A 24,452-nucleotide genomic window follows, 5' to 3' on the forward strand; every position below is an offset into this window, starting at 1 on the left:
CAGGTTCCGCTTTTGTTTCCTCAATGCCTTTTTCGTTGGTACACCGTAGTGGACACTTTTCGAACTGAGCTAAGTGTAAGCGGAGAGGTTCAAAATATCCAGAATGAATGAAAGCTACTTCACTAGTAATCGTCTGCTTGACAACTCCTTTTGCACAATATTCTCGATTGCCTCAATCTCACTCTTCTTGAGAAAATTGAAGTGAGATTTATGCTTACCTGCAGATAATCTTCCATTGTTATTCAGGCAAAGCTTGATAAGTAGATCAAGCTTCTGGGCAGGCATATCAATCACTTCCTGTATAGCCTTTCTTGCTCTATCGTAGTCGACGAGAAAATCCAATTCAATAACAAGCTCGTGATCTACCGTAAATTTGATGAATTCAAAGAGTGTTTCAGCTTGTACAGTCAAATCTAAGTATCTGTAGAAGTTTCCTGTATTTCCCTTTACTGTCATTTCTCCCAGTTCATCCAGATCGAATTTCAGCAGGGAAAGCAGAGGTCGAGAAAAAACATCAAGAGAATAATCATACAATTCAGGCTTTTTCAACATCGCTGCTGAGATCGGAAACATCAATCCCTCTGGAACTGCATTCTTAAGAAATAGGATATTGTGTATAAGAAACCGATGGATTCTGCCATTCCCATCCTCAAAAGGATGTATACATACAAACCCAAAAGCTACTATAGCGGCGTGTATAACTGGAGGTAGCGAGACTGCATTTTCCAGCATACTCGAATGTGTGCCTATCAAGCCCTTCATTAGGGATTCAACATCCTCAGGCTTTGGGCAGACATAATGAATTCTCTGATCCCTGAAGGATATCATTTCTCCGATGTAGTTCTGATTCTTTCTGAAATCCGAATCCCTGAACCGCTCATCAACAATTCTGTTCTGTAATCCGATCAAATCTTCTTTGTTGCAGAAGTCCCTCTTTGTCGCCAATTCAAGGGATGAAATAAACCTCTCTGTTCTGGATGCGCTTGGCTTCAGATGCTCGATCTCAAAAGAGGATTTTGTTTCCTTACTATATAGGTAACTAAGTGCACGCTTGATGAGTTCAGGAGGATAGGACTTGATAAGTTCATCACACTGTTGATGAATATTAATACCCTCCATAGATATAAGTTTAGCTGTTTTTCTGACAACTGGGCAGAACTCCCTGTTACCCAGCAGATTGTTCACCACACGCTGTCGCTTCATTTTTATTCCCGGTTTAGCTACATAGTGTTTCTCGGACTCAAGAAGTTTGATATAGTTCCCTTGAGAAACGTCATTTACAGGTAAAGTCTGACCTGTAAGGAATTCATATAGAAACCAGATTTTACGAGTGTATTTCCCCGTTGGTTTTGACTCAATCCATAATGCGATCTCGTACGCACTCACAACGGCAAACAAGGCAGATAGTATTCCCAGATTGATACCGTCATACTTCAGCGCAAACTCAAGATGATCCCCGATAGTATCCCCAGGCCACCGAACAGAGGGAAAGATTGTTTTCTCCTGCCCATCCTTTACAATTGTAGTTTTGGATGTTCCCACAGAACTGATTGCTGAAGTGTGCCAGTGCGGCATTACTCGCAGTTGATGTCTCTTGATAAGGAAGTCGTATCCTGCAGCTCTCTCTGTTTTCATTTCAAGAACCTCATTCACTCACAAAATAGTTACACATTCTATATTTTTGTTACTTTTCAATAGCTCTCTAATATTATAGTTATATTTTGTGCATCCGCAAGGATATTGCTTATGCTACTCTTTCTGTTACAATCGAAGGTAAAACAGAAAAGATTGTTATAGAAACTAGAATATTATTAGAAATCAGACCCAAGTGCATTTTTTCATTACACATCTAGCGTACTCTATGAAGATACTTTCCGAACTCTATTTAGAAGGAGTTCTACTGCTCTGTAGTGGTTGTTCTACTTGGTACCCCAAACAGGATTCGAACTTGAAGCCTGCGGATTAGAAGTTCACTGATATTACCTCTGCTTGTTGAAACGGGTAAAGGCAGAAACTGGCTCGAAGCCGCCACTGATTTTAATAGTGAGAAGTACTACATGTCACTTTTAACAGTGGGTGGCACTGTTCGAACTCTGGAAGCTACTTTATAACCACGAAGCGCTGTGTTGCCGCGAAGTCTCCAGAGGTCATGCGGCAGAAGTAGATACCAGGAGATAAATCCCCAAGAAGAACATCGTGATATCCTGATGAATACTCATCTCCATGAATCTCGCTTACAAGTCGACCTGGCAGGTCGAAGATAGAGATTGAGACATAAGCAGATTCGGTAAGCCCGAACCTGATGATCGGTGAACCTGCTGTTGGATTAGGTGCTATGTGAAAAAGCTCAGTTCCCTGAGGAGTCGGTTCAGAAGTATCTCCGATGCCGAGACGATTCCAGGTAATGGTGACGTCGTTAAGTATGGGAGTGTTATATGGATTGGATGTCTCGAGTATTGCCCTGTACTGAACGTATGTGTCACCAACGTTCAAGATACCATCAAGACTACAAGGAGTTGTAAGTGTGTCAGACCAGGCACCCATATTTGTGTGATCGTCCGATGCTCTGACCTGGAATAAAACAGAGGTTCCCAGGGGTGTCTGTGAGCTCCAATCCAGATACACCCATTCAGGAATGTATCCCCCTTCATCAAGAACAGTGGATTCGAGTGAACCCTCAGAGGAATACCCGTTAAGATCCCACCAGGTGATGTCCGAAGGAAAACTACCTCCACCGAGTATGTCCATTTCACCGTCGCCGTCTATGTCCACAGGGTAGGCGTAACGAGCTCCGTTGAAATATTCATCAACGGTATGCTCGGTCCAGACAGTACCCGAGCCGTCTATATTCTCCCACCAGGTTATGTCATCAGCCACTCCGGCAGCGCCTAGTACGTCCATGTCGCCGTCATCGTCCATATCTTCTGAGTAGACCGAATAGGCTCCGTCGAAATCTTCATCAATGGTATGCACGTTCCAGGATGTACCCGACCCGTTGATATTCTCCCACCACGTGATGTCGTCATCAATAATGGCAGTGCCGAGTACGTCCATATCACCGTCACCGTCTATGTCCTCCGAGTAGGCGGAAATGGCACCATCGAAATTTCCATCTATAGTAATTTCGTTCCAGGATGTACCCGAGCCGTTGATATTCTCCCACCAGATGATATCGTCAGCTTCAAAAGCGGCTCCGATTACGTCCATATCACCGTCACCGTCTATATCCTCCGAGTAGGCGGAATTAGGGCCACCGACTATGAAGTCTATGTTATGCTTTGTCCAGTTTGTGCCCGATCCGTCTGTGTTTTCCCACCAGGCTATTTCGTTTGCAGTTTGAGAAGCGCTGAGTACGTCCATATCACCGTCACTGTCGATATCATCAGAGTAGACTGAAATGGGATAAAGGAAGTCTCCAACGGTATGTTTCGTCCAGTATGTTCCAAAACCGTCGATGTTTTCCCACCAGATGATTTCATAGGAAAGATAAGATACAGTAAGGATGTCCATATCACCGTCATCATCTATATCCTCTGAGTATATGGAAGTTGCATCTACGGTTTCCTCGCAGAGGGTATGTTCAGTCCAGGATGTTCCAGAGCCGTCGACATTCTCCCACCATTTGGCTTCGTATTCACTTGTTTCAGTACCGAGTATGTCCATGTCACCGTCACCGTCAATATCTTCTGAGAAGAGTGAGCTTACATTATCCCCGTCAACGGTATGATCAATAACATTCTGGAGCGATAAAGAGCCTGGAAAGCTTTCCCAGTAAATATCGGTGTAGAAATCGAAGGTGTTACTCCAATCGATAACAGGTCCGTATCCATACATATATGGACCGCCCGACCAGTCGGTCTGGGTTGCGGAGTCGGCATATGTATTAATGAAGAAACCTGAGATTACTAAAAGAAGAATACTTCTATTCATGGGAAACCTCCTATTATTGTCAATAATCATTGATTTACTTAATCGATGTCAACGGGGCATGACGAGTTATTCCTTGAAATAAGAATAGCTGATTATTGAATAAGCTCTCCGACGGGTTATCATTCGGGAAGCTTTGCTTGTCGTTTTATTGGTGGGTGGCACCGGGATTATTTGATGAGTGTTATTTCGCCCAGGATATTTTCGCCAAGCATTACGCAGTAATTGCCCGAGGGGTTTCCTGAAAGGTTAAGAATAGCGTAACCGTTGGGGTCAGTTACGGTTGTGGCAACTAATCTTCCTGACAGATCCAGCACGCAAATATCTTCTCCCGGTTGAGCACTTTCAATGTAGAAGGCGCCTTGTGTCGGATTTGGGCCATACATCGGTGAAAGGGATGATTCCGATTCTTCGATTCCTTCATACCATACTATGTAAATAGCACCTCTGGGACAATGATTTGCACAGACACCGCAACCGTTACAGAGTTCAGGATCTATGACGGCATTGCCGCCATACATGGAGAGTGCGCCTTCTTCGCACCAGCTGATACATATACCGCAGCCGTTGCAGATGACAGGATCAACCTGATATATCCATTTTCCCGCAAGCACAACTGACACGATCAACAGTATCAGAAGCGCGTATTTAATGTACTTAGGAACTGACATCAGTTCTCCTTCTCTGAATTTCAGACGCAATAATAGCAGCAGTACTTGAGACATTTATGCATTTTCTGGTTCCCGACTGGGGATAATATATTCGCAAATCCGCGATATTCGCAACATTCTGATTCACTCCGTCTGCTTCATTTCCAAACAGAAATGCTGAGGAAAGATCGAATTCAGCTTCCCAGAAAGGCATCGCGTCGGGTGTATTTTCAACCGCTATAAGCATACGGCCGGTTCCCTTTACCCAATTTGCAGCTTCTTCAATATCTTTGAAATATCTCCAGGGAATTGAAGCAAAGGTTCCCCTCGAGGTATGACTGAGTTTCCTGTTTCCCGGTCTGCAGCATGTGCCTGTCAGAAAAACAGCAGCAGGTGATATTGCCTCGACAGATCTGAAAACTGAACCTACATTGAAAGCGCTTCTGAAATTATCCAGGATAAAAATGGGCATTCCCCTTGAACTGTGAAGAGATTCTGAGTAAACTTGAGGTATCATGATATTAGGAAAATTGCTCTTTTCGATCACTTCTCTGTTCCTCCTGGGTTACTATCTTCCTTTTAGAGTTGAGCATCAATTATGGATGATACCTGCAGTTATCGGATTAATCGCGGCAATTGCAGGTTATAGAAAATATGGGATGCTGTTGTTATGTGCTTCATCACTGCTTGTCGGATTATACTGGAATAATGACCATTTGAGTAAACATGATGAAGAGAGCACTGAATCAGCACGGGTAGGAGTCTGGAGCTGCAATGTAGAAACATCCACAACACGGGGAGCTCTTCTTTTAACTGAATCCGGCAGGCAGGTGTGGTCATCTGACAAAGAACTGGCTCAAACAGTCAGAAGAGGGGATTATGTGCTTGTTCTCGGATCTATGCGGGGTAATTTCCTTGAGACCTGGTCATTCAGTACAATCCAGTCGAATTCTCTGCAGAACAGGATAAGAAGAGTAATCTGCCGCAGGTGGAGAGAAAAACTGCATTCACGGCAGACAAGTTCACTTGTTTCCGCGCTTCTCGCTGGAGAACGGGGAACAATTCCCACCCATACGCGAAATATTTTTGAGATAACGGGGACTTCACATCTTCTTGCTGTATCCGGTCTGCATGTTGGAATCATATGCGCGATTATCCTCATTATCGCAAGACGAATATTCGGGAAAACATGGTTGTCCGTTTTCATAACTATCCTTCTTATGTGCAGCTATGTCTTTATCGCAGGTGCGAGAGCCTCAACTGTTAGAGCCGGAATAATGGGAATGTTCATTCTGATAGCATGGCAGGCGGTTGGGAAAACACCTGATATTCTCTTTATATGGGCCTTTGCTGTAATAGTTCTGATCATACTCTCCTCAGGCGCAGTTCTGAATGATATTGGAGCTCAAATGTCGTTCAGCGCTGTCCTCAGCCTGATTATCTTTGGAAGAAATTTCAGAGGGAATATCTGGAAAAAAATACTTTCAGTCTTTTACGCAGGAGTAGTTGTAACACTGTCTCTTGCTCCGCTGATATCATGCACATTCGGGGCTGTAAGTCCTGTAGCACCGATTGCAACGGTGATATCACTGCCTTTCATGCTGACACTTATGGCTCTGGGCGTTATCTCTCTCTCATGGGGATTCATAGCATCAGGAGCATCTATTCTGGCTGAATGGACTGTGTATATCTGGTTGAAACTTCTGTATTTGCTTGAATTCAGAAGATTTGAATTCAAAGAATGGATGCTGGTTATCTGGTTTGCAGGTATTATTATGCTATTGCTGTTCTCCAGAAGAAGGGGGTTCTTCCGAAGATTCAGATAAGGTTTCAAATATTATCTGAACATTACCCGAGTTATCCATAGCATTTTCCATTTCATCAAGGCCTGCGGCCTGTATGGTTCCGCCCAGCGGGAGAAATATTTCGGTAGTGTCACCTGGAAACATACAAAAAGCCTTGCGGGTCTCCTGCTGTGTTTTAACAATCAGAACAACAAGCCCGTCGTACTCGCGAAGGGCATCAGGTTTAGAAATAGCCCTGTAAATGCCTGGAGCCATCTGGATGCTTCTGGCTCGCTCAAGAATGGCAAGATGATATGCAGCGGATACGGTAAGAGATGGAATTATATCCGGGATTACCGGAAGAAATCTGACAGTATCCGATATGGCTGGAGTTGTGATAACAATCTGAACGGAATCCTCAAGCCCCGGACGCGGTTGCCATGTAACGGTTCTGCCCGCTGCTGTAATGTTTCCGGTCTCAATGAAGGTTCCATCCGAACACTCCCATACAGCTTCATTTCCATCAGGCAGTATTGTGGAGAATGTCGTTGTCCGTCCTCCATCGGGATCCATGGATGCAACTATATGAAGCGGGTCACCATCCTGTCCCTGGCACTGATCCGAGAGCCAGAATACGAATACTCCAGCAGGCAGCGCAAAGGGCAGAATAAGGCTGAGAACTTTCAAAATCCGTTTTGTACGCTTCTTTCTCATTCCTGGAATATGATTATAATTTCCAAATGTTCAAACCCTTTATGTCGAAATCTGAAAGGAACAGAATGAAATTAGATGCTGATGTAACAGATACACTGATGGAATTACTGAAAACACGAAGTGTTTCCGGGCATACCGAGGCTGCGATGGATATTGTTCGAGAAAGATTAGGGAAACTGAATCTGACAATTCACTCAACTGCTAAAGGCAGCGTTATAGCGACACTTAATGGTTCAACACCAGAAGGTATAATCCTCTCTGCGCATCTTGATACACTGGGAGGGATGGTCAGAGGAATAGATGATAACGGCAGGATAAGTCTCAGGACAATCGGTTCCTATACAATGTCAAGTATTGAGGGTGAGTACTGTAAAATTGAAACTTGGGACGGAAAGCTATTCGATGGAACGGTTCTGTATGACAATACTTCCGTCCATATTCATGGTCTGGAAAAGGCTTCAGAAAAGCGAAGTGAAGAGGAGATGTATATAAGGCTTGATGAAGAAGTATCATCGAAAAAGGAAATACTGGAGCTTGGGCTGTCCGTTGGAAATTACATACATTTTGATCCTCGTCCTGTTCGAACGGAATCGGGATTTATCAAATCAAGGCATCTCGATGACAAGGCCGGGGTGGCAATACTCATCGAAGTAGCTGAGAGGATGGTCAGAGAAGAGATCACACCTATGCGGACTCTGCATTTTCTCATTACATCATATGAGGAAGTCGGACATGGCGCGGCAGGTTATTTTCCGGAGAAAGCAAATGAATTTATCGCTGTTGATATGGGTGTTGCAGGTCCGGAAAGGGAATCTTCAGAGAATAGTGTCACTATTTGCGCCGCTGACAGCACCGGACCTTTCAATTACCAGATAACTAAACGTTTGATAAGACTTGCAGAAGCGAACTCAATCCCTTTCACCGTTGATACTTTTCCGCATTACGGATCAGACGCGGCGGCTGCACTTAAGTCAGGACTTGATGTAAAACATGGATTGATTGGCCCGGGAGTAGACGCTTCACACGCAAACGAAAGAACACACGAAAAAGCTCTTGAAGCAACAATAGATCTTATCCAGGCGTATGTTATGAGCTGATTTCAGGAATCAAGGAGTATTTGAACTGCATCTTTCAGTTCGTTTATATCAAATGGTTTCTGGAATGTGTATCTTGCACCCATTGAAGCAGCGATTTTCAGGTAGCCGTCCGGTGCAAGCGAACCTCCACCTGAGAACGCGATTATCTTAACATCCGGATTGATTTTCCGTAATTCTCTGATAGTCTCGATACCTTCCATATCAGGCATTACAATATCTGTTATAACAACATCAATGATCTCATCACGATATATTTTTAAAGCTGATTTGCCGTCAGATGCTTCAAGAGTACCGTATCCCTCTTTCTGAAAAAATTTCACCAGCATTTTTCTGACCATTGAGTCGTCATCTACAATGAGTATTGCAGGCATAATTCCCCTATCAGTTCAATATTTACCATATCACAAGTAATACTACGAATAAAATAGGAATATGGCAAATCCAATATATAGAAGCGGTATATATATTGAATATGTCCAGGGAGAGTACTTCATAGAAATCATTGGGCTTGATGTGCATTCACTCGAATTTTTATATATATCCATTAATGCAGAGGATATCAGTTCGCTGAATTGAAACCTGCTATGTTTCTCATGCATGTTGTTTTTACTGTTGTTGAGAGGTGCTAAAATTAATACACCGGATTATCCAGGAAGAACTGCGGTTGATTCCAGTCAGAGCTTCTTTAATTCTCAGGGAGCAGGTGTATTCATCATTGATTTCGGCAGTGGTGGAATTGTTGAAATCAACAATAGGGCATCTGAGATGATCGGAGTACCCGAAACGGCGATTATCGGAAAGCGATGTGACACATTCCTGAAAACCCTGAACAATAAAGCTCTTGAACCATCAGCAATTGCTGTTGATGGGTATCTAAGAGGGGATCAGGACAGAATCATCCCGGTTGTCATTTCAACTGCCGAGTGCAGAATAAAAGAGCATCGAGGATTAATTCACACCTTTGTAGAGATTTCCAGAAAAAGCAGAACTTTAAAGAAGAGAAATCAAATGGCTGAAGACTACATTAGTATAATCAGCGGTTTACGGAACATCATATTTTACCAGACCGATATGAACGGGAATTTAATTGACATCTCTGATTCTGTGTCCAGGATAACAGGATTTACAAGAGAAGAGATAATCCTGAAACCGGTCTCTCTGCTTTTCTCAAACCCGGATAAACAAAAATTTCTGCTTAAGGAACTGCAGTCAAAAGGCAGGATCGAGGAATACAGGATTAATCTGAAATCGAAAGACGGATCAATTGTAATAGCAATTATGAATTCTGTAGTCATTAATGACGAAGATTGTAATCCTCTCAATATTCTGACTGTTCTCCAGGAAAACACAGAATTCTCCAGAGCGGTTGAATCGTACAGATACAGTGAGGAAAAATTCAGAGCCATTACTCAATCCACACAGGATGCCATCATAATGATGAATGAAAAAGGCCTGATTTCGTTTGTGAACAGAGCCGCCACAATGATGTTCGGTTATACAAAGGATGAGATGCTTAATGCAGATCTTCATGAGATGATTGCTCCAGAACAATACCTGTCATCATTCAAGCATGGATTCGAGTCTTTCAAGACTACAGGAGAAGGGCTCGTGATCGGACGTACACTTTCAATAGAAGCAAAAAGAAAGAGCGGATCAAAATTTCCGGTTGAACTCTCGATCTCAGCAGCAAGAATGAATGACAAATGGTATTCGATCGGGATAATAAGAGACATCACCGAAAGAAGACGAGCTGAGATCGATATTGTTGAAGCAAGTGAAGCAGCTGAAAACGCTTCAAGAACAAAATCGGAATTTCTTGCTAATATGAGTCATGAAATCCGGACCCCGCTGAATACAATAATCGGAGCAACTGACCTTCTGTCTGAAACAGATCTTAAAGAGGAGCAGATAAAGCTGGTTGATATGATGCATTCATCAGGCGAGAATCTCCTTGTGTTAATCAATGACATACTGGACATCTCCAGGATCGAAGCCGGTAAGATCACTATCGAGAAGATATCCTTTAATCTGAACGTTCTTCTTTCGAGAATATGTGATACACTGTCCGTACGGAGCAGCAAGAAGAACCTTGAAATGACTTATCAAATAGAATCGGGGGTTCCTGATTCACTGATCGGTGATCCGAACAGGCTCAGGCAGATACTGGTTAACCTGATTGGAAATTCGATAAAATTCACTGAGACAGGAAGCATCAGAGTGAATATTGAGAATATGAAAACTTCTGAGAATAATTCCACGCTCAAATTCTCAATATCGGATACAGGTATAGGAATACCATCCGCAAAACTTGAAAGTATCTTTAACACTTTCACTCAGGCAGATGCTTCAGTAACAAGGAAATTCGGTGGAACGGGACTGGGTCTCGCAATATCGAGGAAACTCGTGCATTTGATGCATGGTGATATATCTGTTCAAAGCAGAGCAGGAGAGGGCACTACATTCAGCTTTACAGCGGAGTTTGATATTCCGGGGAAAGACGAGGGGGAAACCACTGAAATCCAGGATCAGGATAATACTGAAATGGATACAAAAAAACTTGGCTCGCTTTCGATACTGCTTGTGGACGATTCCCCTGACAACAGATACCTTATCAATGCTTTCCTCAGAAAGGAATCATGCTCAATTGTGGAAGCAATAAATGGAAGTATTGCCGTTGAACTGTTTCCAACAGAAAAATGGGATATTATCTTAATGGATATGCAAATGCCCGTTATGGACGGGTATCAGGCAACCAGGAAAATCAGGGAGATCGAAAATGAAAAAGGAATCAGGCATACACCCATTGTAGCTCTCACCGCTCATTCCATTAATACAGAGGTGAAAAAATGCCTTGATGCTGGATGTGATGTGCATTTGGCGAAGCCTGTCAGTAAAGCCGATCTTATGAATTTAATTAAAAATATTACTTCATTCTCCTCCGGTTCGGAGGAGATTAGCAGCAAAGAGAGAATTGAGATATATGCCGATCCTGATCTGATGCCTCTTATTCCAGGATATATTGAACACAGACAAGAGGATATCAGTAAGATTAAAGATTTGCTTGAGAACAACTCTTACAGAGATATCGAAAGATGCGGGCACAGCATGAAAGGTTCAGGAGCAGGATATGGTTTTGACAGGATTACTGAAATAGGAGCTTTCATTGAAATTGCCGGAAGAGAAGAGAACAAAGACCAGATACAAGAGGGAATCAACCAGTTGAAGGATTACCTTGAGAAAATTGACATTGTTGAAGGCGAATGATCCGGTAAACTAACAGTTAGCCAGATGAATCTTCCAGAATAATCAAAGCAGCGGACGCAAGATCTTCAGTCACTCTCCATGGAAATGGTTGATTTTCCTTCTCTATCAGCTCAAGCTGATTTGAACCCCTGCCTGTGAGAACAAGAATCGTCTTCAGACCTGCTCTTCTTCCCATTTCCATATCAGAGGATGCGTCACCACATCCGATTCAAGGCAGTCCTTCAATGATCGAACGAAAATCAGCACAATTCCTGTAAATCACGCCGTCTCTGTCAAAGAAAACGGGTTGTTTATGCGTCATCTGTACGAATGCCGAGCATGAAAGTTTTTAAATCTCTTCGGACAAAACAATGAGTAGCTTTATCTTGATCATCACATACAATACCAACAATTTTATCGGATTTTATCATCATTTTCAAACTATCGCTTATATGATCATTCATTGTAAATTCTTCAAAGAATCCATGCAGTTTACTTAACTTAGATTTCGTACTATCAGTAACATTTTCAATATCCTTTAATAATTCGGAGATATTTTTATCCCCATTATCATCCTTATTCTTGTAGAATCGCCAGAGAGCCTCAATATGAATAACATCTTTCATCTTACTATCTTCCAGAACTGGAATAAACCAATAATCCACATTTTTATTTAGTTCCCTTACTACTTCTGAAATTTTTGAATCCATAGTAAACTTAAAAACGGGATCTAGTGGAGTTGGTTTAATATCTTCAATAGTGGCATTATCAGCATGAAATTTTGATGTATCTCCTTGGAATTCTAGTGCAAGGGCATCCTGAGTAGATTTGCTACTGAGTTTCAAATTTTCTTTTCCGAAATAATAGGCGGCTCCAGCTCCAATCCAGGCTCCGAAAGTACCCAGAAGTGCTGGTAGTACCCATTTGTAATATTCTATAAAATCACTGCTGTTTGATTCATTTCTTATAATAAATGGCAGAACAATTAATAACAGCAATAAGATAGTTAAAGACGATAACATCCAAAGTACGAGTCGAAATTCAGCAGGTCTATCAGTATTATCTATTTTTTCAGAATCCTTATTATTGTCATTACTTTGAGCATTTTGTTCTTTAGCATTCATTTCCTCTCCTTAAACTCTTAACTGATAGATGATTATGAAACAATTCTTCGCCTGATACCTTGTATCAAGGAGTTATGACACTACTCATAATTCCTAAAAGAAAGAATTCACAAATAAAATCTACCTGTATTCTAAAAATAAAGCAATACCTTGACTATTCTTTTTACTGTATATGTCAACATAAGACTCAACTATATCCTGAAAAATCCTTTCAGGCTACACTAAAGAAACCCGGAATTTCATGTTCGTGGGATGCGAAAGCGTCTCTTTTATGATGTTTTGTTTTTTTACTGAGAAGATATACGGAAAGGACTTCTCTGTTCAGTTTTTATATTCGGGTAAAGGGAAGACTTAACCCGAATCTTCCAGAATAATCAAAGCAGCGGACGCAAGATCTTCAGTCACTCTCCATGGAAATGGTTGATTTTCCTTCTCTATCAGCTCAAGCTGATTTGAACCCCTGCCTGTGAGAACAAGAATCGTCTTCAGACCTGCTCTTCTTCCCATTTCCATATCAGAGGATGCGTCACCAACAAGATAGCCTCCGGGGGGAAGATTATGTTCTTCTCGCGCAGTATCCAGCATACCGGTTTTCGGTTTTCTGCAACCGCACTCATCATCAGGATGGTGAGGGCAGTAATAAAGACCGTCAATTCTCCCTCCGGATTTATCTACAAGTTTAACAAGATGCTTATGTATCTCAATTACATCCGATTCAAGACAGTACTTCCGTGATATCGCTGACTGATTTGTAACGACTATGACCGGATGCCCGGCGTTACTCAGATTCGTTATTGCCTCAATAGAGCCAGGGAGTGGGAACCAGTCCCGCAATGATCGAATGTAATCAGCACTATCTCTGTTAATCACGCCATCTCTGTCAAGGAATACCGGTAATTTACGCATCATTGCGATGTCAATTTCCTTCGGTGGTACTTCACAAGGTCATCGAGACCATCCTCAAACCGGATTTCAGGTTTCCATCCAAGGATGTCTCCTGCCCTTGTGCTGTCCAGGGCAATCTGGAGAATTTCCTCAGGCAGGGGGGGGCCGAATACGGGTTCAAGATCAGTTCCTGTATAGTCACGAATAATACGATCAAGCTCAAGAACAGATCTTCCGACACCCCAGCCAATGTTAAAAATCTCTCCTGCGATATCGGTTCTTGACAGATCCATAGCCATTTCGTTTGCCCTTGCTATATCAGCGACATGGACATAATCCCTCAGTTGTAATCCGTCACCATTGATAGAAGGAGGATTATCTGTGAGATATGCAAGAGTAAAGATGGCTGTTACACCTGCTTCTCCGTACGGATTCTGTCTGGGACCGTAAACATTCGGATATCTGAGAATCACATAATCCAGCCCGTAAAGGAATCTGTAAAGGAAAAGGTAATGTTCTACAGTATGCTTGCTGATTCCATAGTGACATATGGGATTAACCGGATGTGTTTCCGGTACGGGAAGTTGCTGAGGTTCTCCGTATACAGCTCCTCCGGTGGAGGCGTAAACAACTCTTCGAACTCCCCCTGTTCTTGAGGCTTCAAGAATATTGAGAGAACCTTTAATATTAACATCAGCGTCAAAAACAGGTTCCCTGACAGATCTTCTTACATCCATCTGAGCTGCGTGATGACAGAGGATATCGAATCCCCCGAGAGAGATGAGATCGAAAGCGTCTTTACTTCTTATATCGAGTTCGTGGAATACCGCATCTCGATTAATATTTTCGATAAATCCTGTGGATAGATCATCCAGTATATGAACTTCATGTTTCTTTTCAATGAGAAAATCCGCTACATTAGAAGCTATGAAACCGGCTCCACCTGTTATAAGTATTTTCATTATGCCTCCGAAATCCTGCCAGGGTATGAAATATAGCCTGCCGGATATGGAAAGTAATCGTATATTAGCATTCAACGACCGTCCGGATAAACTACAAGCCGGAAAGGATCGGTCAAGACCCCTTTTCGGATAAAAAACTGCAGGAGGTGAAAAATGAAAATAGTACTTTTATCGGGGGGAAGATCAGCAGAGCGGGATATATCCTTGCAGTCCGCGTCGTTCGTCAGCTCCATTCTTGAGCAATCAGGACACAGAATCATTTCTGTTGAGATAAGTGAAAATGGTCAATGGTATCTTGACAGATCAGCTATTACACTCAATGCAGGACATCCTGTATGGAAACTGTTCATTGATGAAACAGAAATAGATTTTGATCTTGTATTTCCTGTACTCCACGGTCCATGGGGAGAAGATGGCTCAATTCAGGGATTATGTGAGATTGCCGGCTGGCCCTATACCGGAGCCTCTGTCATGACATCATCTCTTGCAATGAATAAAGTCACCACTAAAAGACTCGTTTCATCCGAAGGAATTCCGGTTATTCCCTGGAAGAGTTTTTCGCAGTATTCGCCTCCTTCTCTGAGCGAACTCGAGTTGCTTCAATATCCATTATTTGTCAAACCGGCAAGAATGGGTTCAAGTGTTGGAATATCAAAAGTTGATTCTCCTGTGCAGCTTCGGGATGCCCTGGAACTTGCCTTTAAATATGACAGTCTTATCCTGATCGAAAACGGCCTTGCGAATGTAAGGGAAATCGAAGTTGCTCTCCTGTGTGAATCCGGAACTGTTTCATCTTCAGTTCCCGGTGAGATAATACCGGGTCTGGAGTGGTATGATTATACGGCAAAATATGATTGTGATGATTCGAAGCTTATTATTCCTGCGCCATTATCCGATAGGATGTCAGGTCGAATCAGAGCAGCGGCCGAGAAAGTCTTCTCTTTACTTGAATGCAGCGGCTTCGCCAGAGCGGATTTCCTTCTGACTCCGACTGATGAGGTCTATTTCAATGAGATAAATACAATTCCGGGTTTTACGGAAATCAGCATGTTTTCAAAACTCTGGGAAGCTTCCGGGAAATCATCATCCGAGATAATGGATCGAATTCTTGCGGAAGCAATGAGAAAATACTCAAAGCCTTAGCCGGGGGTTTTATTACATTGACCAGGATAAAAGTTGATCTGAGAAGTGATACTGTCAGTACTCCTTCACACGCCATGAGAAACGCGATGTCCAGAGCTGAGGTCGGTGATGATGTCTTTGGGGAAGATCCAAGCATAAATCATCTGGAAGACACTGTTGCCGGAATGGCAGGTTTTGACAGAGCGGTTTTCATGCCTACTGGTACGATGTCAAACGGAGTGGCGATTCGTGCTCTGACATCTGCCGGAGATGAAGTAATATGTGGTTCAAGAAGCCATGCATACCTGTATGAGGGAGCCCAGTATGCAATGCTCGGCGGACTTCAGATGCACAGAATAGATGAAAACGAAAGCGGCTGTATTCCACCGGATGCCCTCAGAAAAGCATTAGACAGAGAAAAAGACCAGCATTTTGCTCCGAGAACGCTGGTTACTCTCGAAAATACACATAATGTAATGGGTGGTCTCATACTGCCACAGACGATGATAAAAGAAATCCAGTCCATAGCATCTTTGAATAAAGCATCCGCCTACCTTGATGGGGCGCGACTCTGGCACGTCATTGCTGCATCAGGGCAATCACTGACTAAACTCGTTTCCGGTTTTCGTATGGTCTCAATGTGCTTTTCTAAAGGCCTCGGATGTCCTGTTGGGTCTGTTCTTCTCTGTTCTTCAGAAGATGAAGAACGTGTCAGATTCCTCAGGAAGCAGCATGGAGGCGGTATGCGTCAGGCCGGGATACTTGCCGCGGCAGGTATTTATGCTCTGGAGCATAACCTTCCGGTATTATCAAGAACTCATCATTATGCGGCAAAACTGGCACAGGGAATCAGAAAATCTCCTGTACTCAAACTTCAACAGAAGAAAGTGGACACGAATATCGTTATAGCAACAACACCCGAGGGAAAAGCGGTGACTGTCGCTGCATCTCTTGCTGCGCTCGAGATCGGCTGCCTTGCGCTGTCACCGTCAACGGTAAGATTTGTTACTCACCTCTCACTGTCTGAGCGGTCTGTAAAATATGCGGCGGATGTTCTTTCCGCTTTTGGAGGATAAAATGATAACTGGTGTTATCGGAACAGGGCATCTGGGTTTTCACCATGCAAGAATACTCGGTGAGATCACTGGCAGAACTGTTCCTATATTCGATACGGACACTGAACGCATGAGGGAACTGGCTTCCAGAATTGATGTCCGACCGATGAGACGAATTGATTCTCTTCTTGAAGAATGCGATTCAGTTGTTGTCGCATGTACTACTTCGGGGCATTATGGAGTGGTTATGAAAGCTCTCAGAACAGGATTGAACGTTCTTGTAGAAAAACCTATCGCAGCGAATCCTGAAGAAGGACGTGAAATGGTAGAGCTGGCAGAAGAAACGGATCTGATTCTAGCGGTTGGTCATGTGGAGCGCTTTAATCCGGCTATACTTGCCGCGGCAGAGTTTATAGATACACCACTTTTTGTAGAAGGGCACAGAATGGCGCCTTTCAACCCCAGGGGAACCGATGTCTCGGTTGTAATGGATCTAATGATTCACGACATCGATCTGGTTCTTTCGTTCGTACGATCTCCGGTTACTTCAGTTCAGGCATCAGGTGTGCCTGTTCTCAGTAATAATGTGGATATTGCCAGCGCAAGAATTCAGTTTGAGAATGGCTGTGTTGCTAATATGACCGCAAGCCGAATTTCTAGAGAACAGATACGAAAACTGAGGTTCTTCCAGCATAAGAGTTATGTATCCGTTGATTTCGCATCAAGAGAAGTTGAGGCTTTCCGTGTCTCATCCGGGAATATCGAACCTCTTTCAATAGTTGTTGAGGAAGGTGATGCTCTTACCGCTGAACTCAATGATTTTCTGAAAGCATGTAATACAGGCTGTTCTCCGACTGTTTCGGGGAAAGACGGTCTTATCGCTCTCCGATCTGCAAAGATAATCTCGAACAAGATACAGATAGCGACAGAAGAAATTTTGAAGGATCTGACTGGAGTATGAATCTTGTTATCTCAGCCGGTGACCCATCCGGTGATATTCGTGCTGGAGAGCTTTTCAGGAAGCTTTCAGCATTAGTTCCGGTTGAAGCTTCAGGACTGGGAGGCAGTAATCTTTCAGATGCCGGTGTAGATGTATTATTCAATCTCGAAGATTACTCCGTTATGGGCTTTGCGGAAGTGATCTCCTCTCTGAACAGATTTCGCAATCTGAGAAATGAAATGAAATCACTTATCATCTCTGAAAACCCGGATGCGGTTCTTCTGGTTGACTATCCAGGCTTCAATATACCACTGGCTCAATGGGCAAAGAAAAAGGGTTTCAAAGTTATCTATTATATCTCTCCGCAGTTATGGGCATGGGGCAAAGGGAGAGTAAAGAAAATTCGAAACAGCGTTGATCTCATGATAACTCTCTTCGAATTCGAGGTGGAATTCTACAATCAGCATGGAGTCAGAGCTGTATGCGCCGGACATCCGCTGGTAGATGCGATTCCAGAGCCCTCTAATTCAAAGCCTGAGGGAGATCTGGCTTTACTTCCAGGAAGCCGGGAACAGGAAGTTGCCGGTCTTCTCGATCCGATGCTCGATGCATACTCAATTCTTCGAAGCAGGGGTATCGTCCGAAAAGCTTCTGTAGCTATGACAGAATCTGTCCCATCAAGACTATATGATCGCGCCTTCAATACTGAAGGAGTAACACCGGTCAATTCAATAAGAGCTTCGCTTCAAAACGCGTCTGCTGCCGTTGTATGTTCTGGAACTGCCACACTTGAGACAGCACTCTGGGGAATTCCATTCATCATTACATACAGAACTTCGCGATTGACATATCTGCTCGCTAAGGTGCTGGTACGAGGGGTGGATAGAATTGGCATGGCTAACATAGTCTCCGGCAAAGACGTAGCACCTGAACTCATACAGAATAATGTTACAGCGTTCAACATCGCAGAGCGAATAATTCCTCTGCTGTCTGAAACGGGAACAAGAAAGAAATCACTATCGGATATTAAATACGTTCGCAAAGCCCTTGGTGATAACGGTGCAGCGGAAAGAGCAGCAAGGCTCCTTTACAATGAAATCAAACATGAAAACCCCTGATCTATTCAAGCTCTCACGAATAGCTGGACGCATTTTCATGAGGTTGATAGGCAGTTCATGGCGGGTAATTTACGTCTCACAGCAAGGTTTAAGGGCAGGGCATACTCGGGGGAGACCCGCGGTTTTCGCATTCTGGCACGGAAGACAGCTTCCATTTATTCATACGCATCGGAATGAGGGCGTTACTGTTCTCGTAAGTCAGAACAGGGATGGACAGTATGCAGCTAATGTTCTTCATTCAATGGGTTTTTCAACAGTTCGGGGTTCCAGCAGCAGGGGAGGCATAAGAGCAATCGGTGTAATTGCCGGTAAACTTGGAAGCGGGATGGACTGCGCAATTACAACGGATGGACCGAGAGGTCCCGCTGAGCAAGTGAAGAAGGGGATTGCTCATATATCCAGGCTTGGAAGTAAACCTGTTGTTTCAATGGGATCATCAGCCTGGCCTTCGCTGCGTTTCTCCTCCTGGGACAAATTTCTGTTTCCACTGCCATTTGCCAGAGTGAGCGTGGTTGAGGGAAGACCATTTCCACCAATGAAAAGGGAAGATGATCCGGATACATGGCTGGACAGAATAGAAAGGGAAATTTCAAGAGTCACTCACATAGCTGATCTTCTTACATCACCATCCGCTCGATTTTTCAGGTTAATTCTGAAATCCGCTGGATATATTCTTCACGCTCCTGCAATACTGGCGATGCAATTCAGATCGTCAAGAGAAAGAAAGGAAAGACAGGGTTTCGTTCCGGAAATGAACAGTAATCCGGTCTGGCTTCATGGATCATCTCTTGGTGAGTTGAACGGACTTCTTCCTTTTGTATCGTATCTTGAAAAAAGAAAAATACCTGTCTGGGTAACCTGTTTCACTCCCTCTGGACGGATATTTCTGGATAGAATGAACCTACCGGGAAGTTTCAGTCCTCTTGATACACCAATATTTACGCAGCGTTTCATTAAGCGAATGAAACCGAGAGCACTAATAATTACCGAGACTGAAATCTGGCCAAACACTATCCTTGAAGCATTGGAATCCTGTATTCCATGTATGATTGTCAACGGCAGGCTCTCAGAACGTAGCCTTAGAGGTTATCGGATATTCAAACCATTGCTCAGAAGAATGCTTCTATGTTTTTCAGGTATTCTTGCGCGAAGCATGAAAGATGCAGATAGCTTCAAGTTACTTGGCGCAAATCCAGACACCATAACCGTAACCGGCGATTCCAAGTCCTGCTCCGATCACGGTGATCCGCCGGGGGAATGGCATGAGATGCTGCAGACCGATCTACCGGTTCTGGTTGCCGGTTCAACAAGAAAAGGAGAGGAAGAAACCATACTCAAAGCCTCTCGTGAAGCAGGATATTTCCCTGTTCTGGCACCAAGACATCTTGATCGGGTAGATGAAGTACTGGATATCATGAAAAATCATGGTTTCTCGCCTGTTGAATGGAGTAAAATTGCAGATTCAGAAGATAGAGGTAATCATGACAGTGTTCTACTCGATCTGCATGGCGTACTCGCGCGAATGTACGGAGTGGGCAATGTCGCTTTTGTGGGAGGAACGCTTGTGCCTGTTGGCGGACATAACGTGCTCGAACCTCTCATGAGGGGAGTCCCTGTTACTGTTGGTCCACATTACGAAAGTTTCAGGAATATCATCGATAAAATATCCACATCACAAGTTGGCTATATCATCTCAACACATGAAGAGTTAGCTGATGTACTTAAGAAACTGAAAAACGATTTGCCAGGGAAAGATTTGGTGAGAGATACAGTAGAGAAAATTCGGAATGTGGTATATGATCAGTTTGGATTACTCCTTTTCAGATCAGGGGTTATCAGTCACCTGGAGAATATTAAATGAGAAGACCTGACAGAGTTTTCAGAAAAATAGCATCTCGCGAGGGGTATTATGCCTGGCTCGGGTGGGTATTGATGCCATTAGGATGGCTATACGGTTCAATTGCAGCCCTTCGAAGAATGTGGTTCGAATCAGGCAGGAAACAGCTCAGATTACCGGTTCCTGTGATAAGTGTCGGAAATATCGAGGTTGGCGGAACTGGTAAGACCTCTGTTACGATCTGGCTTGCAAGAAGAATAGCAGGGATGGGTTATTCTGTAGCGGTAATTGCGCGGAATTTCGGAGAAAGGGAATCCGCCTGCAGAGTCAGACTGGACAATGATGATGTCAGGAAAGAATTTACAGACGAAGTCCTGCTCCTTGCTGAGAGCCTTCTGGGAAAAGCCAGAGTGTATGCCGGCAGGTCAAAAACCGAAGCTTCTATTAGAGCATATAGAGAGGAGAATCCGGATATCATCATAGTTGATGACGGATTTCAGCACCTTAAACTGCACAGGGACATAGAACTCATTGTACTTGATTTCTCAAATCCGTTTGGTCAGGGTGGAATTCTTCCTTCTGGAACACTCAGAGAATTTCCATCATTCATATCAAGAGCGGATCATATATGGATAAATCGGATTGCGTCCGGAATGTCAGCTGAGTGGATAAAGCGCAGAGTTTCAGATTACAACTGGAAAGCTTCTGTCCAGTTCAGCAGAATTCAGCCGACAGGCGTCAGGCTTGCTTCCGGCAGGAGATTGCCACGTATTCCTGAAGATCCGGTTCTTGCGTTCTGCGGAATTGGAAAACCTGAAAGCTTCCGGAACTCTCTTGAAGAAGCCGGTTTTACTATCAGGAAACTTGTGGCTTTTCCTGACCATCATATTTATTCGGAAGAGGACATAGAACAGCTGAAGGAAATAATGCTTAAAAAGCAGGCAGCAGCATTGATAACCACAGAGAAGGATGCAGTAAAACTGAGCGGTATTGCTGATACTGATGACATAATGGTTCAAACAATGAACCTTGAGGTCGAGGGAGATATACCTGAACTTCTTGATGAAATTCAGAACACGATTATAAAGTTTCGAGAACTTCGAAAAAGATAGGATAATGCATTTGACCGGTACTATAAGAACAGATGTGCTCATACTTGGCGCGGGGATGGCAGGACTGACATGCGCGCTTGCTCTTCCTGAAGAACTTGATATTCTTCTTGCGAGCAAAGTTCCAATTCCCACTGGAAGCACTTACCTTGCACAGGGAGGCCTTGCGGCAGCAGTATCCAAGGATGATAGTTTTCAACTTCATTTGAGAGATACCATACTTGCAGGTGGAGGTCTCGTTAATGAAGACGTTGCTTTCGATATTATTAAATCCGGTCCGCGCCTTGTAGAACAATTATCGCAGTGGGGTGCTGTTCTTGAAGGAGCCGGCGGATCCGGTAAAGGAGGTATCGAAGGCGGACACAGTATAAGGAGGGTGCTTCACCATAAAGACAGAACAGGCAGACTGATCAGTGAAGTATTATGTGACAGATGCAAAGAAAGAAAGAACATCACAATACTTCAGCCGGCTTTTGCCGTTAATCTTCTTACAGCTTCCAGAGAGATGACCGGCCTGGTTGAAAATGCCGCAGACAGATGTCTCGGTGCTCATATACTTCACGGTGGCAGAATATCCACTGTTCTTGCAGGTGAAACCATCATAGCAACAGGAGGGGCAGGAAAAGTCTACAGATACACTTCAAATCAGGATTCAGCCACCGGAGATGGTATAGCGATGGCTTTCAGAGCCGGTCTTCCGATTCGAAATATGGAATTTTTCCAGTTTCATCCTACATGTCTTTTTCACCCTGATAAGAGGAATTTCCTTATAACGGAAGCTCTCAGGGGTGAGGGTGCTGAATTGCGTAATCTTGAAGGTCATAGATTCATGGAAAACTACGATCCTGATAGGATGGAGCTTGCGCCAAGAGATGTTGTAGCTCGAGCTATTGACTCAGAAATGAAACGACTGGGAAATGATCATGTTCTGCTTGATGCCACTCACCTTGGTCGGGAGAAGCTGGAAGAATCATTTCCTGAAGTAACTGAAGGCGTCACTTCGGTCGGTATTACTCCATGGCTGGAACCAATACCTGTAGTTCCGGCAGCACACTACTGTGTTGGTGGAATAGACGCATCAACTGATGGCAGCACCGCTATGAACGGTCTGAGAGCTATTGGAGAGGTTTCATGCACCGGTTTTCACGGTGCAAATCGTCTTGGCAGCAACAGTCTGCTTGAGGCGGGTGTTATGGGATTAAAAGCCGCGGACACTATCCCTGAAACAGTATTGAAACCGGACAGATTCTCTGCCAGAGACTGGGCTTACGGACGCGCTGAACCATTAAAGGAGAATGTACTCGTCGATTATGCGTGGGCTGCTTTAAGAAATGTCATGTGGGATTATGTAAGCATAGTCAGGTCGGACAGGAAGCTTCACAGAGCCCTGAGGATAATTGATGTTCTGGCAGAAGAGATAGAAGAGGATTACTGGTCTCTTCTCCCAACTGTGGAACTTCTTGAGTTAAGGAACATCTGTACGGTCAGCAGGACGATAGTCAGATCGGCATTGAGAAGGAGGGAAAGCCGGGGTCTTCATTACACTCTTGACTGTCCCGGGATGAATCAGCCGGCAATAGACACCATTCTTAAGATACAGCTATGAATAATCACCGTATTGTATTCTTATTGCTTATTGTATTTATTCTGGCGGGTTGCAGGACTATTCCGGTGTACCGTGGTGATGGAGTTCATTGTACAGGCGGCTCCTGGGCTGAAATATCATCCACCGGCAGTGGTCCAAGATCATCAATAGATAATGACATGCTCAAAGAAATTGATTCATGGATGGGTACTCCATATCTGTATGGCGGCAACAGCAGATCCGGTGTAGACTGTTCCGGATTCACCCAGTCTGTTTACGAAGCTGTAGATATCCAGATACCCAGAACAGCCAGTCAGCAGGCAGCAGCAGCGGAAAGCATTAATCCTTCTAATCTAAAATTCGGCGACCTGCTGTTTTTCAATACATCTGGCTCAGGTATTTCTCATGTCGGGATTTTTATAGGAAACGGCTTCTTTGTTCATGCATCAAGCAGCAGGGGCGTTGTAAGGGAATCACTCTCAAAGGAATACTACGCAAACAGGATTGTATCCGCGGGAAGGTATCTAAAATGAACGTTCTGATCTTCTTCTTTCTCAGTATTTCTCAGATTCAAACTGAATTCATTCCTGTCAGCGGTTTCTCCGATCTTGATGATTTTACCACGCCTACAGGATTCGGCCTGCTTCTTGTACTGGGAGAAGATTCAACCGCTAATCAGTCTATGGCTGATGAGATTCTCATTTCGATAGACAGCCTGCCTGAATACGCTTCGGTCTATCTCTGGTGCATTGCACCCGATGCTCCGGGTTATGTGGAAGTAGCTGATCTGTCAGGATATTACAATGGGTATCCGTCTACCGTCATTCTTGTAGGTCATTGTGGTTTCCTCGAACTTGATCCTCAGTATCTTACTTCTGAAATAGTCGACTCATGGTTCACGTGGGGAGATCCGGAAAGCAGAATAACCGGTATATGCAACTTCTGCAGGCGATGTAACCCTTGATATCCGGAAGGACAATGAAATGGAATGGTTCGAAGAGGAGAATTTCTGGCATGAGTTATACCCATTCATGTTCCCTGAATCAAGAATGGAAAAAGCTGAGGAGGACTCTGATTCCCTTATAAAGCTTACAGGCATTACTGAGGGAGATATTCTTGACCTCTGCTGTGGTCCCGGACGCTTCTCAATCGCAATGGCAAGGCGCGGTTTCACTGTTACGGGTGTAGATCGTACAGAATCCCTGCTGGAGATTGCAGGAAGAAGAACTTCTCTTGAGGACCTGTCGATAGAGTGGGTTCTTGAGGACATGCGCAGTTTTGTTCGACCTGATTCCTTTGA

General features: G+C 43.8%; 23 protein-coding genes. 13 read left to right on the forward strand and 10 right to left on the reverse strand.

Features of this window, described 5'->3' with window-relative positions; all coding sequences use genetic code 11:
- Positions 1–114: 114 nt before the first annotated feature.
- The 4 genes from K8R76_07425 to K8R76_07440 all read right to left on the reverse strand — a co-directional run bounded on the left by K8R76_07425 (position 115) and on the right by K8R76_07440 (position 5,049).
- Entirely contained in the window at positions 115–1,635 is a 1,521-nt protein-coding gene (locus K8R76_07425; protein MCD4848003.1) for a Fic family protein, read from the reverse strand.
- 465 nt (positions 1,636–2,100) lie between these two features.
- Positions 2,101–3,930 (reverse strand): T9SS type A sorting domain-containing protein, encoded by a 1,830-nt coding sequence (locus K8R76_07430; GenBank protein MCD4848004.1) that lies wholly within the window; start codon positions 3,928–3,930, stop codon positions 2,101–2,103.
- A gap of 167 nt (positions 3,931–4,097) precedes the next feature.
- The gene (locus K8R76_07435) at positions 4,098–4,598 is read right to left on the reverse strand and encodes a 4Fe-4S binding protein (GenBank protein ID MCD4848005.1); all 501 of its coding nucleotides are present in this window, start codon (positions 4,596–4,598) and stop codon (positions 4,098–4,100) included.
- Positions 4,585–5,049, reverse strand: coding sequence for a hypothetical protein (locus K8R76_07440; GenBank protein MCD4848006.1), 465 nt, complete (start codon positions 5,047–5,049; stop codon positions 4,585–4,587). Before K8R76_07440 ends, K8R76_07435 begins: the two co-directional genes overlap by 14 nt.
- Positions 5,050–5,092: 43 nt before the next feature.
- On the opposite strand from K8R76_07440, the gene K8R76_07445 reads away from it, so the two are divergent.
- A complete protein-coding gene (locus K8R76_07445) occupies positions 5,093–6,403 on the forward strand; it encodes a ComEC/Rec2 family competence protein (GenBank protein ID MCD4848007.1) in 1,311 nt (436 codons plus the stop codon).
- On the opposite strand, the gene K8R76_07450 is transcribed toward K8R76_07445, so the two are convergent.
- Positions 6,356–7,075, reverse strand: coding sequence for a hypothetical protein (locus tag K8R76_07450; protein MCD4848008.1), 720 nt, complete (start codon positions 7,073–7,075; stop codon positions 6,356–6,358). The two genes, K8R76_07445 and K8R76_07450, sit on opposite strands and share 48 nt — an antisense overlap.
- Before the next feature lie 65 nt (positions 7,076–7,140).
- Between K8R76_07450 and K8R76_07455 the strand changes: the two genes are divergently transcribed.
- Entirely contained in the window at positions 7,141–8,172 is a 1,032-nt protein-coding gene (locus K8R76_07455) for a M42 family metallopeptidase (protein ID MCD4848009.1), read from the forward strand.
- 2 nt (positions 8,173–8,174) lie between these two features.
- Here the strand turns inward: K8R76_07455 and K8R76_07460 are convergent, their stop codons facing one another.
- Positions 8,175–8,543, reverse strand: a complete 369-nt coding sequence (locus K8R76_07460; protein ID MCD4848010.1) for a response regulator — start codon at positions 8,541–8,543, stop codon at positions 8,175–8,177.
- A gap of 241 nt (positions 8,544–8,784) precedes the next feature.
- Between K8R76_07460 and K8R76_07465 the strand changes: the two genes are divergently transcribed.
- Positions 8,785–11,436 (forward strand): PAS domain S-box protein, encoded by a 2,652-nt coding sequence (locus K8R76_07465; GenBank protein ID MCD4848011.1) that lies wholly within the window; start codon positions 8,785–8,787, stop codon positions 11,434–11,436.
- Between the two features lie 16 nt (positions 11,437–11,452).
- Here K8R76_07465 and K8R76_07470 read toward each other — a convergent pair whose 3' ends face one another.
- The 4 genes from K8R76_07470 to K8R76_07485 form a co-directional block, all read right to left on the reverse strand.
- Positions 11,453–11,617, reverse strand: a complete 165-nt coding sequence (locus K8R76_07470; protein ID MCD4848012.1) for a hypothetical protein — start codon at positions 11,615–11,617, stop codon at positions 11,453–11,455.
- A gap of 109 nt (positions 11,618–11,726) precedes the next feature.
- Complete coding sequence (locus tag K8R76_07475) at positions 11,727–12,539, reverse strand: hypothetical protein (GenBank protein ID MCD4848013.1); 813 nt, start codon at positions 12,537–12,539, stop codon at positions 11,727–11,729.
- A gap of 351 nt (positions 12,540–12,890) precedes the next feature.
- A complete protein-coding gene (locus K8R76_07480) occupies positions 12,891–13,448 on the reverse strand; it encodes an HAD-IIIA family hydrolase (protein MCD4848014.1) in 558 nt (185 codons plus the stop codon).
- A complete protein-coding gene (locus K8R76_07485) occupies positions 13,445–14,386 on the reverse strand; it encodes an NAD-dependent epimerase/dehydratase family protein (GenBank protein MCD4848015.1) in 942 nt (313 codons plus the stop codon). The genes K8R76_07480 and K8R76_07485 overlap by 4 nt, the downstream gene beginning before the upstream one ends.
- A gap of 153 nt (positions 14,387–14,539) precedes the next feature.
- Between K8R76_07485 and K8R76_07490 the strand changes: the two genes are divergently transcribed.
- The 10 genes from K8R76_07490 to K8R76_07535 all read left to right on the forward strand — a co-directional run.
- On the forward strand, positions 14,540–15,529 hold the full coding sequence (locus K8R76_07490; protein ID MCD4848016.1) for a D-alanine--D-alanine ligase: 990 nt from the start codon (positions 14,540–14,542) through the stop codon (positions 15,527–15,529).
- 17 nt (positions 15,530–15,546) lie between these two features.
- A complete protein-coding gene (locus K8R76_07495) occupies positions 15,547–16,584 on the forward strand; it encodes a low specificity L-threonine aldolase (protein ID MCD4848017.1) in 1,038 nt (345 codons plus the stop codon).
- A gap of 1 nt (position 16,585) precedes the next feature.
- Positions 16,586–17,524 carry a Gfo/Idh/MocA family oxidoreductase gene (locus K8R76_07500; protein MCD4848018.1) on the forward strand — a complete coding sequence of 313 codons (939 nt, stop codon included), beginning with the start codon at positions 16,586–16,588 and terminating at the stop codon, positions 17,522–17,524.
- Positions 17,521–18,621, forward strand: coding sequence for a lipid-A-disaccharide synthase (gene lpxB, locus K8R76_07505; protein MCD4848019.1), 1,101 nt, complete (start codon positions 17,521–17,523; stop codon positions 18,619–18,621). Before K8R76_07500 ends, lpxB begins: the two co-directional genes overlap by 4 nt.
- Positions 18,596–20,482 (forward strand): DUF374 domain-containing protein, encoded by a 1,887-nt coding sequence (locus K8R76_07510; GenBank protein ID MCD4848020.1) that lies wholly within the window; start codon positions 18,596–18,598, stop codon positions 20,480–20,482. Before lpxB ends, K8R76_07510 begins: the two co-directional genes overlap by 26 nt.
- Positions 20,479–21,570 (forward strand): tetraacyldisaccharide 4'-kinase, encoded by a 1,092-nt coding sequence (gene lpxK, locus K8R76_07515; protein MCD4848021.1) that lies wholly within the window; start codon positions 20,479–20,481, stop codon positions 21,568–21,570. The genes K8R76_07510 and lpxK overlap by 4 nt, the downstream gene beginning before the upstream one ends.
- Before the next feature lie 10 nt (positions 21,571–21,580).
- Complete coding sequence (gene nadB, locus K8R76_07520) at positions 21,581–23,173, forward strand: L-aspartate oxidase (protein MCD4848022.1); 1,593 nt, start codon at positions 21,581–21,583, stop codon at positions 23,171–23,173.
- Positions 23,170–23,685, forward strand: coding sequence for a C40 family peptidase (locus K8R76_07525; protein MCD4848023.1), 516 nt, complete (start codon positions 23,170–23,172; stop codon positions 23,683–23,685). Before nadB ends, K8R76_07525 begins: the two co-directional genes overlap by 4 nt.
- The gene (locus tag K8R76_07530; GenBank protein MCD4848024.1) at positions 23,682–24,116 is read left to right on the forward strand and encodes a hypothetical protein; all 435 of its coding nucleotides are present in this window, start codon (positions 23,682–23,684) and stop codon (positions 24,114–24,116) included. The genes K8R76_07525 and K8R76_07530 overlap by 4 nt, the downstream gene beginning before the upstream one ends.
- A 19-nt stretch (positions 24,117–24,135) precedes the next feature.
- A partial coding sequence (locus K8R76_07535) for a class I SAM-dependent methyltransferase (GenBank protein MCD4848025.1) occupies positions 24,136–24,452 on the forward strand: 317 nt, incomplete at its 3' end.

It is taken from the genome of Candidatus Aegiribacteria sp. (assembly GCA_021108435.1).
Classification (GTDB): domain Bacteria; phylum Fermentibacterota; class Fermentibacteria; order Fermentibacterales; family JCC-6; genus Aegiribacteria.

Coding starts and splice junctions, on each gene's coding strand:
- K8R76_07425 (MCD4848003.1), bottom strand. CDS start 1,635: ATGAAAACAGAGAGAGCTGCAGGATACGACTTCCTTATCAAGAGACAT.
- K8R76_07430 (MCD4848004.1), bottom strand. CDS start 3,930: ATGAATAGAAGTATTCTTCTTTTAGTAATCTCAGGTTTCTTCATTAAT.
- K8R76_07435 (MCD4848005.1), bottom strand. CDS start 4,598: ATGTCAGTTCCTAAGTACATTAAATACGCGCTTCTGATACTGTTGATC.
- K8R76_07440 (MCD4848006.1), bottom strand. CDS start 5,049: ATGCCCATTTTTATCCTGGATAATTTCAGAAGCGCTTTCAATGTAGGT.
- K8R76_07445 (MCD4848007.1), top strand. CDS start 5,093: ATGATATTAGGAAAATTGCTCTTTTCGATCACTTCTCTGTTCCTCCTG.
- K8R76_07450 (MCD4848008.1), bottom strand. CDS start 7,075: ATGAGAAAGAAGCGTACAAAACGGATTTTGAAAGTTCTCAGCCTTATT.
- K8R76_07455 (MCD4848009.1), top strand. CDS start 7,141: ATGAAATTAGATGCTGATGTAACAGATACACTGATGGAATTACTGAAA.
- K8R76_07460 (MCD4848010.1), bottom strand. CDS start 8,543: ATGCCTGCAATACTCATTGTAGATGACGACTCAATGGTCAGAAAAATG.
- K8R76_07470 (MCD4848012.1), bottom strand. CDS start 11,617: ATGGAAATGGGAAGAAGAGCAGGTCTGAAGACGATTCTTGTTCTCACA.
- K8R76_07475 (MCD4848013.1), bottom strand. CDS start 12,539: ATGAATGCTAAAGAACAAAATGCTCAAAGTAATGACAATAATAAGGAT.
- K8R76_07480 (MCD4848014.1), bottom strand. CDS start 13,448: ATGATGCGTAAATTACCGGTATTCCTTGACAGAGATGGCGTGATTAAC.
- K8R76_07485 (MCD4848015.1), bottom strand. CDS start 14,386: ATGAAAATACTTATAACAGGTGGAGCCGGTTTCATAGCTTCTAATGTA.
- K8R76_07490 (MCD4848016.1), top strand. CDS start 14,540: ATGAAAATAGTACTTTTATCGGGGGGAAGATCAGCAGAGCGGGATATA.
- K8R76_07500 (MCD4848018.1), top strand. CDS start 16,586: ATGATAACTGGTGTTATCGGAACAGGGCATCTGGGTTTTCACCATGCA.
- lpxB (MCD4848019.1), top strand. CDS start 17,521: ATGAATCTTGTTATCTCAGCCGGTGACCCATCCGGTGATATTCGTGCT.
- K8R76_07510 (MCD4848020.1), top strand. CDS start 18,596: ATGAAATCAAACATGAAAACCCCTGATCTATTCAAGCTCTCACGAATA.
- lpxK (MCD4848021.1), top strand. CDS start 20,479: ATGAGAAGACCTGACAGAGTTTTCAGAAAAATAGCATCTCGCGAGGGG.
- K8R76_07525 (MCD4848023.1), top strand. CDS start 23,170: ATGAATAATCACCGTATTGTATTCTTATTGCTTATTGTATTTATTCTG.
- K8R76_07530 (MCD4848024.1), top strand. CDS start 23,682: ATGAACGTTCTGATCTTCTTCTTTCTCAGTATTTCTCAGATTCAAACT.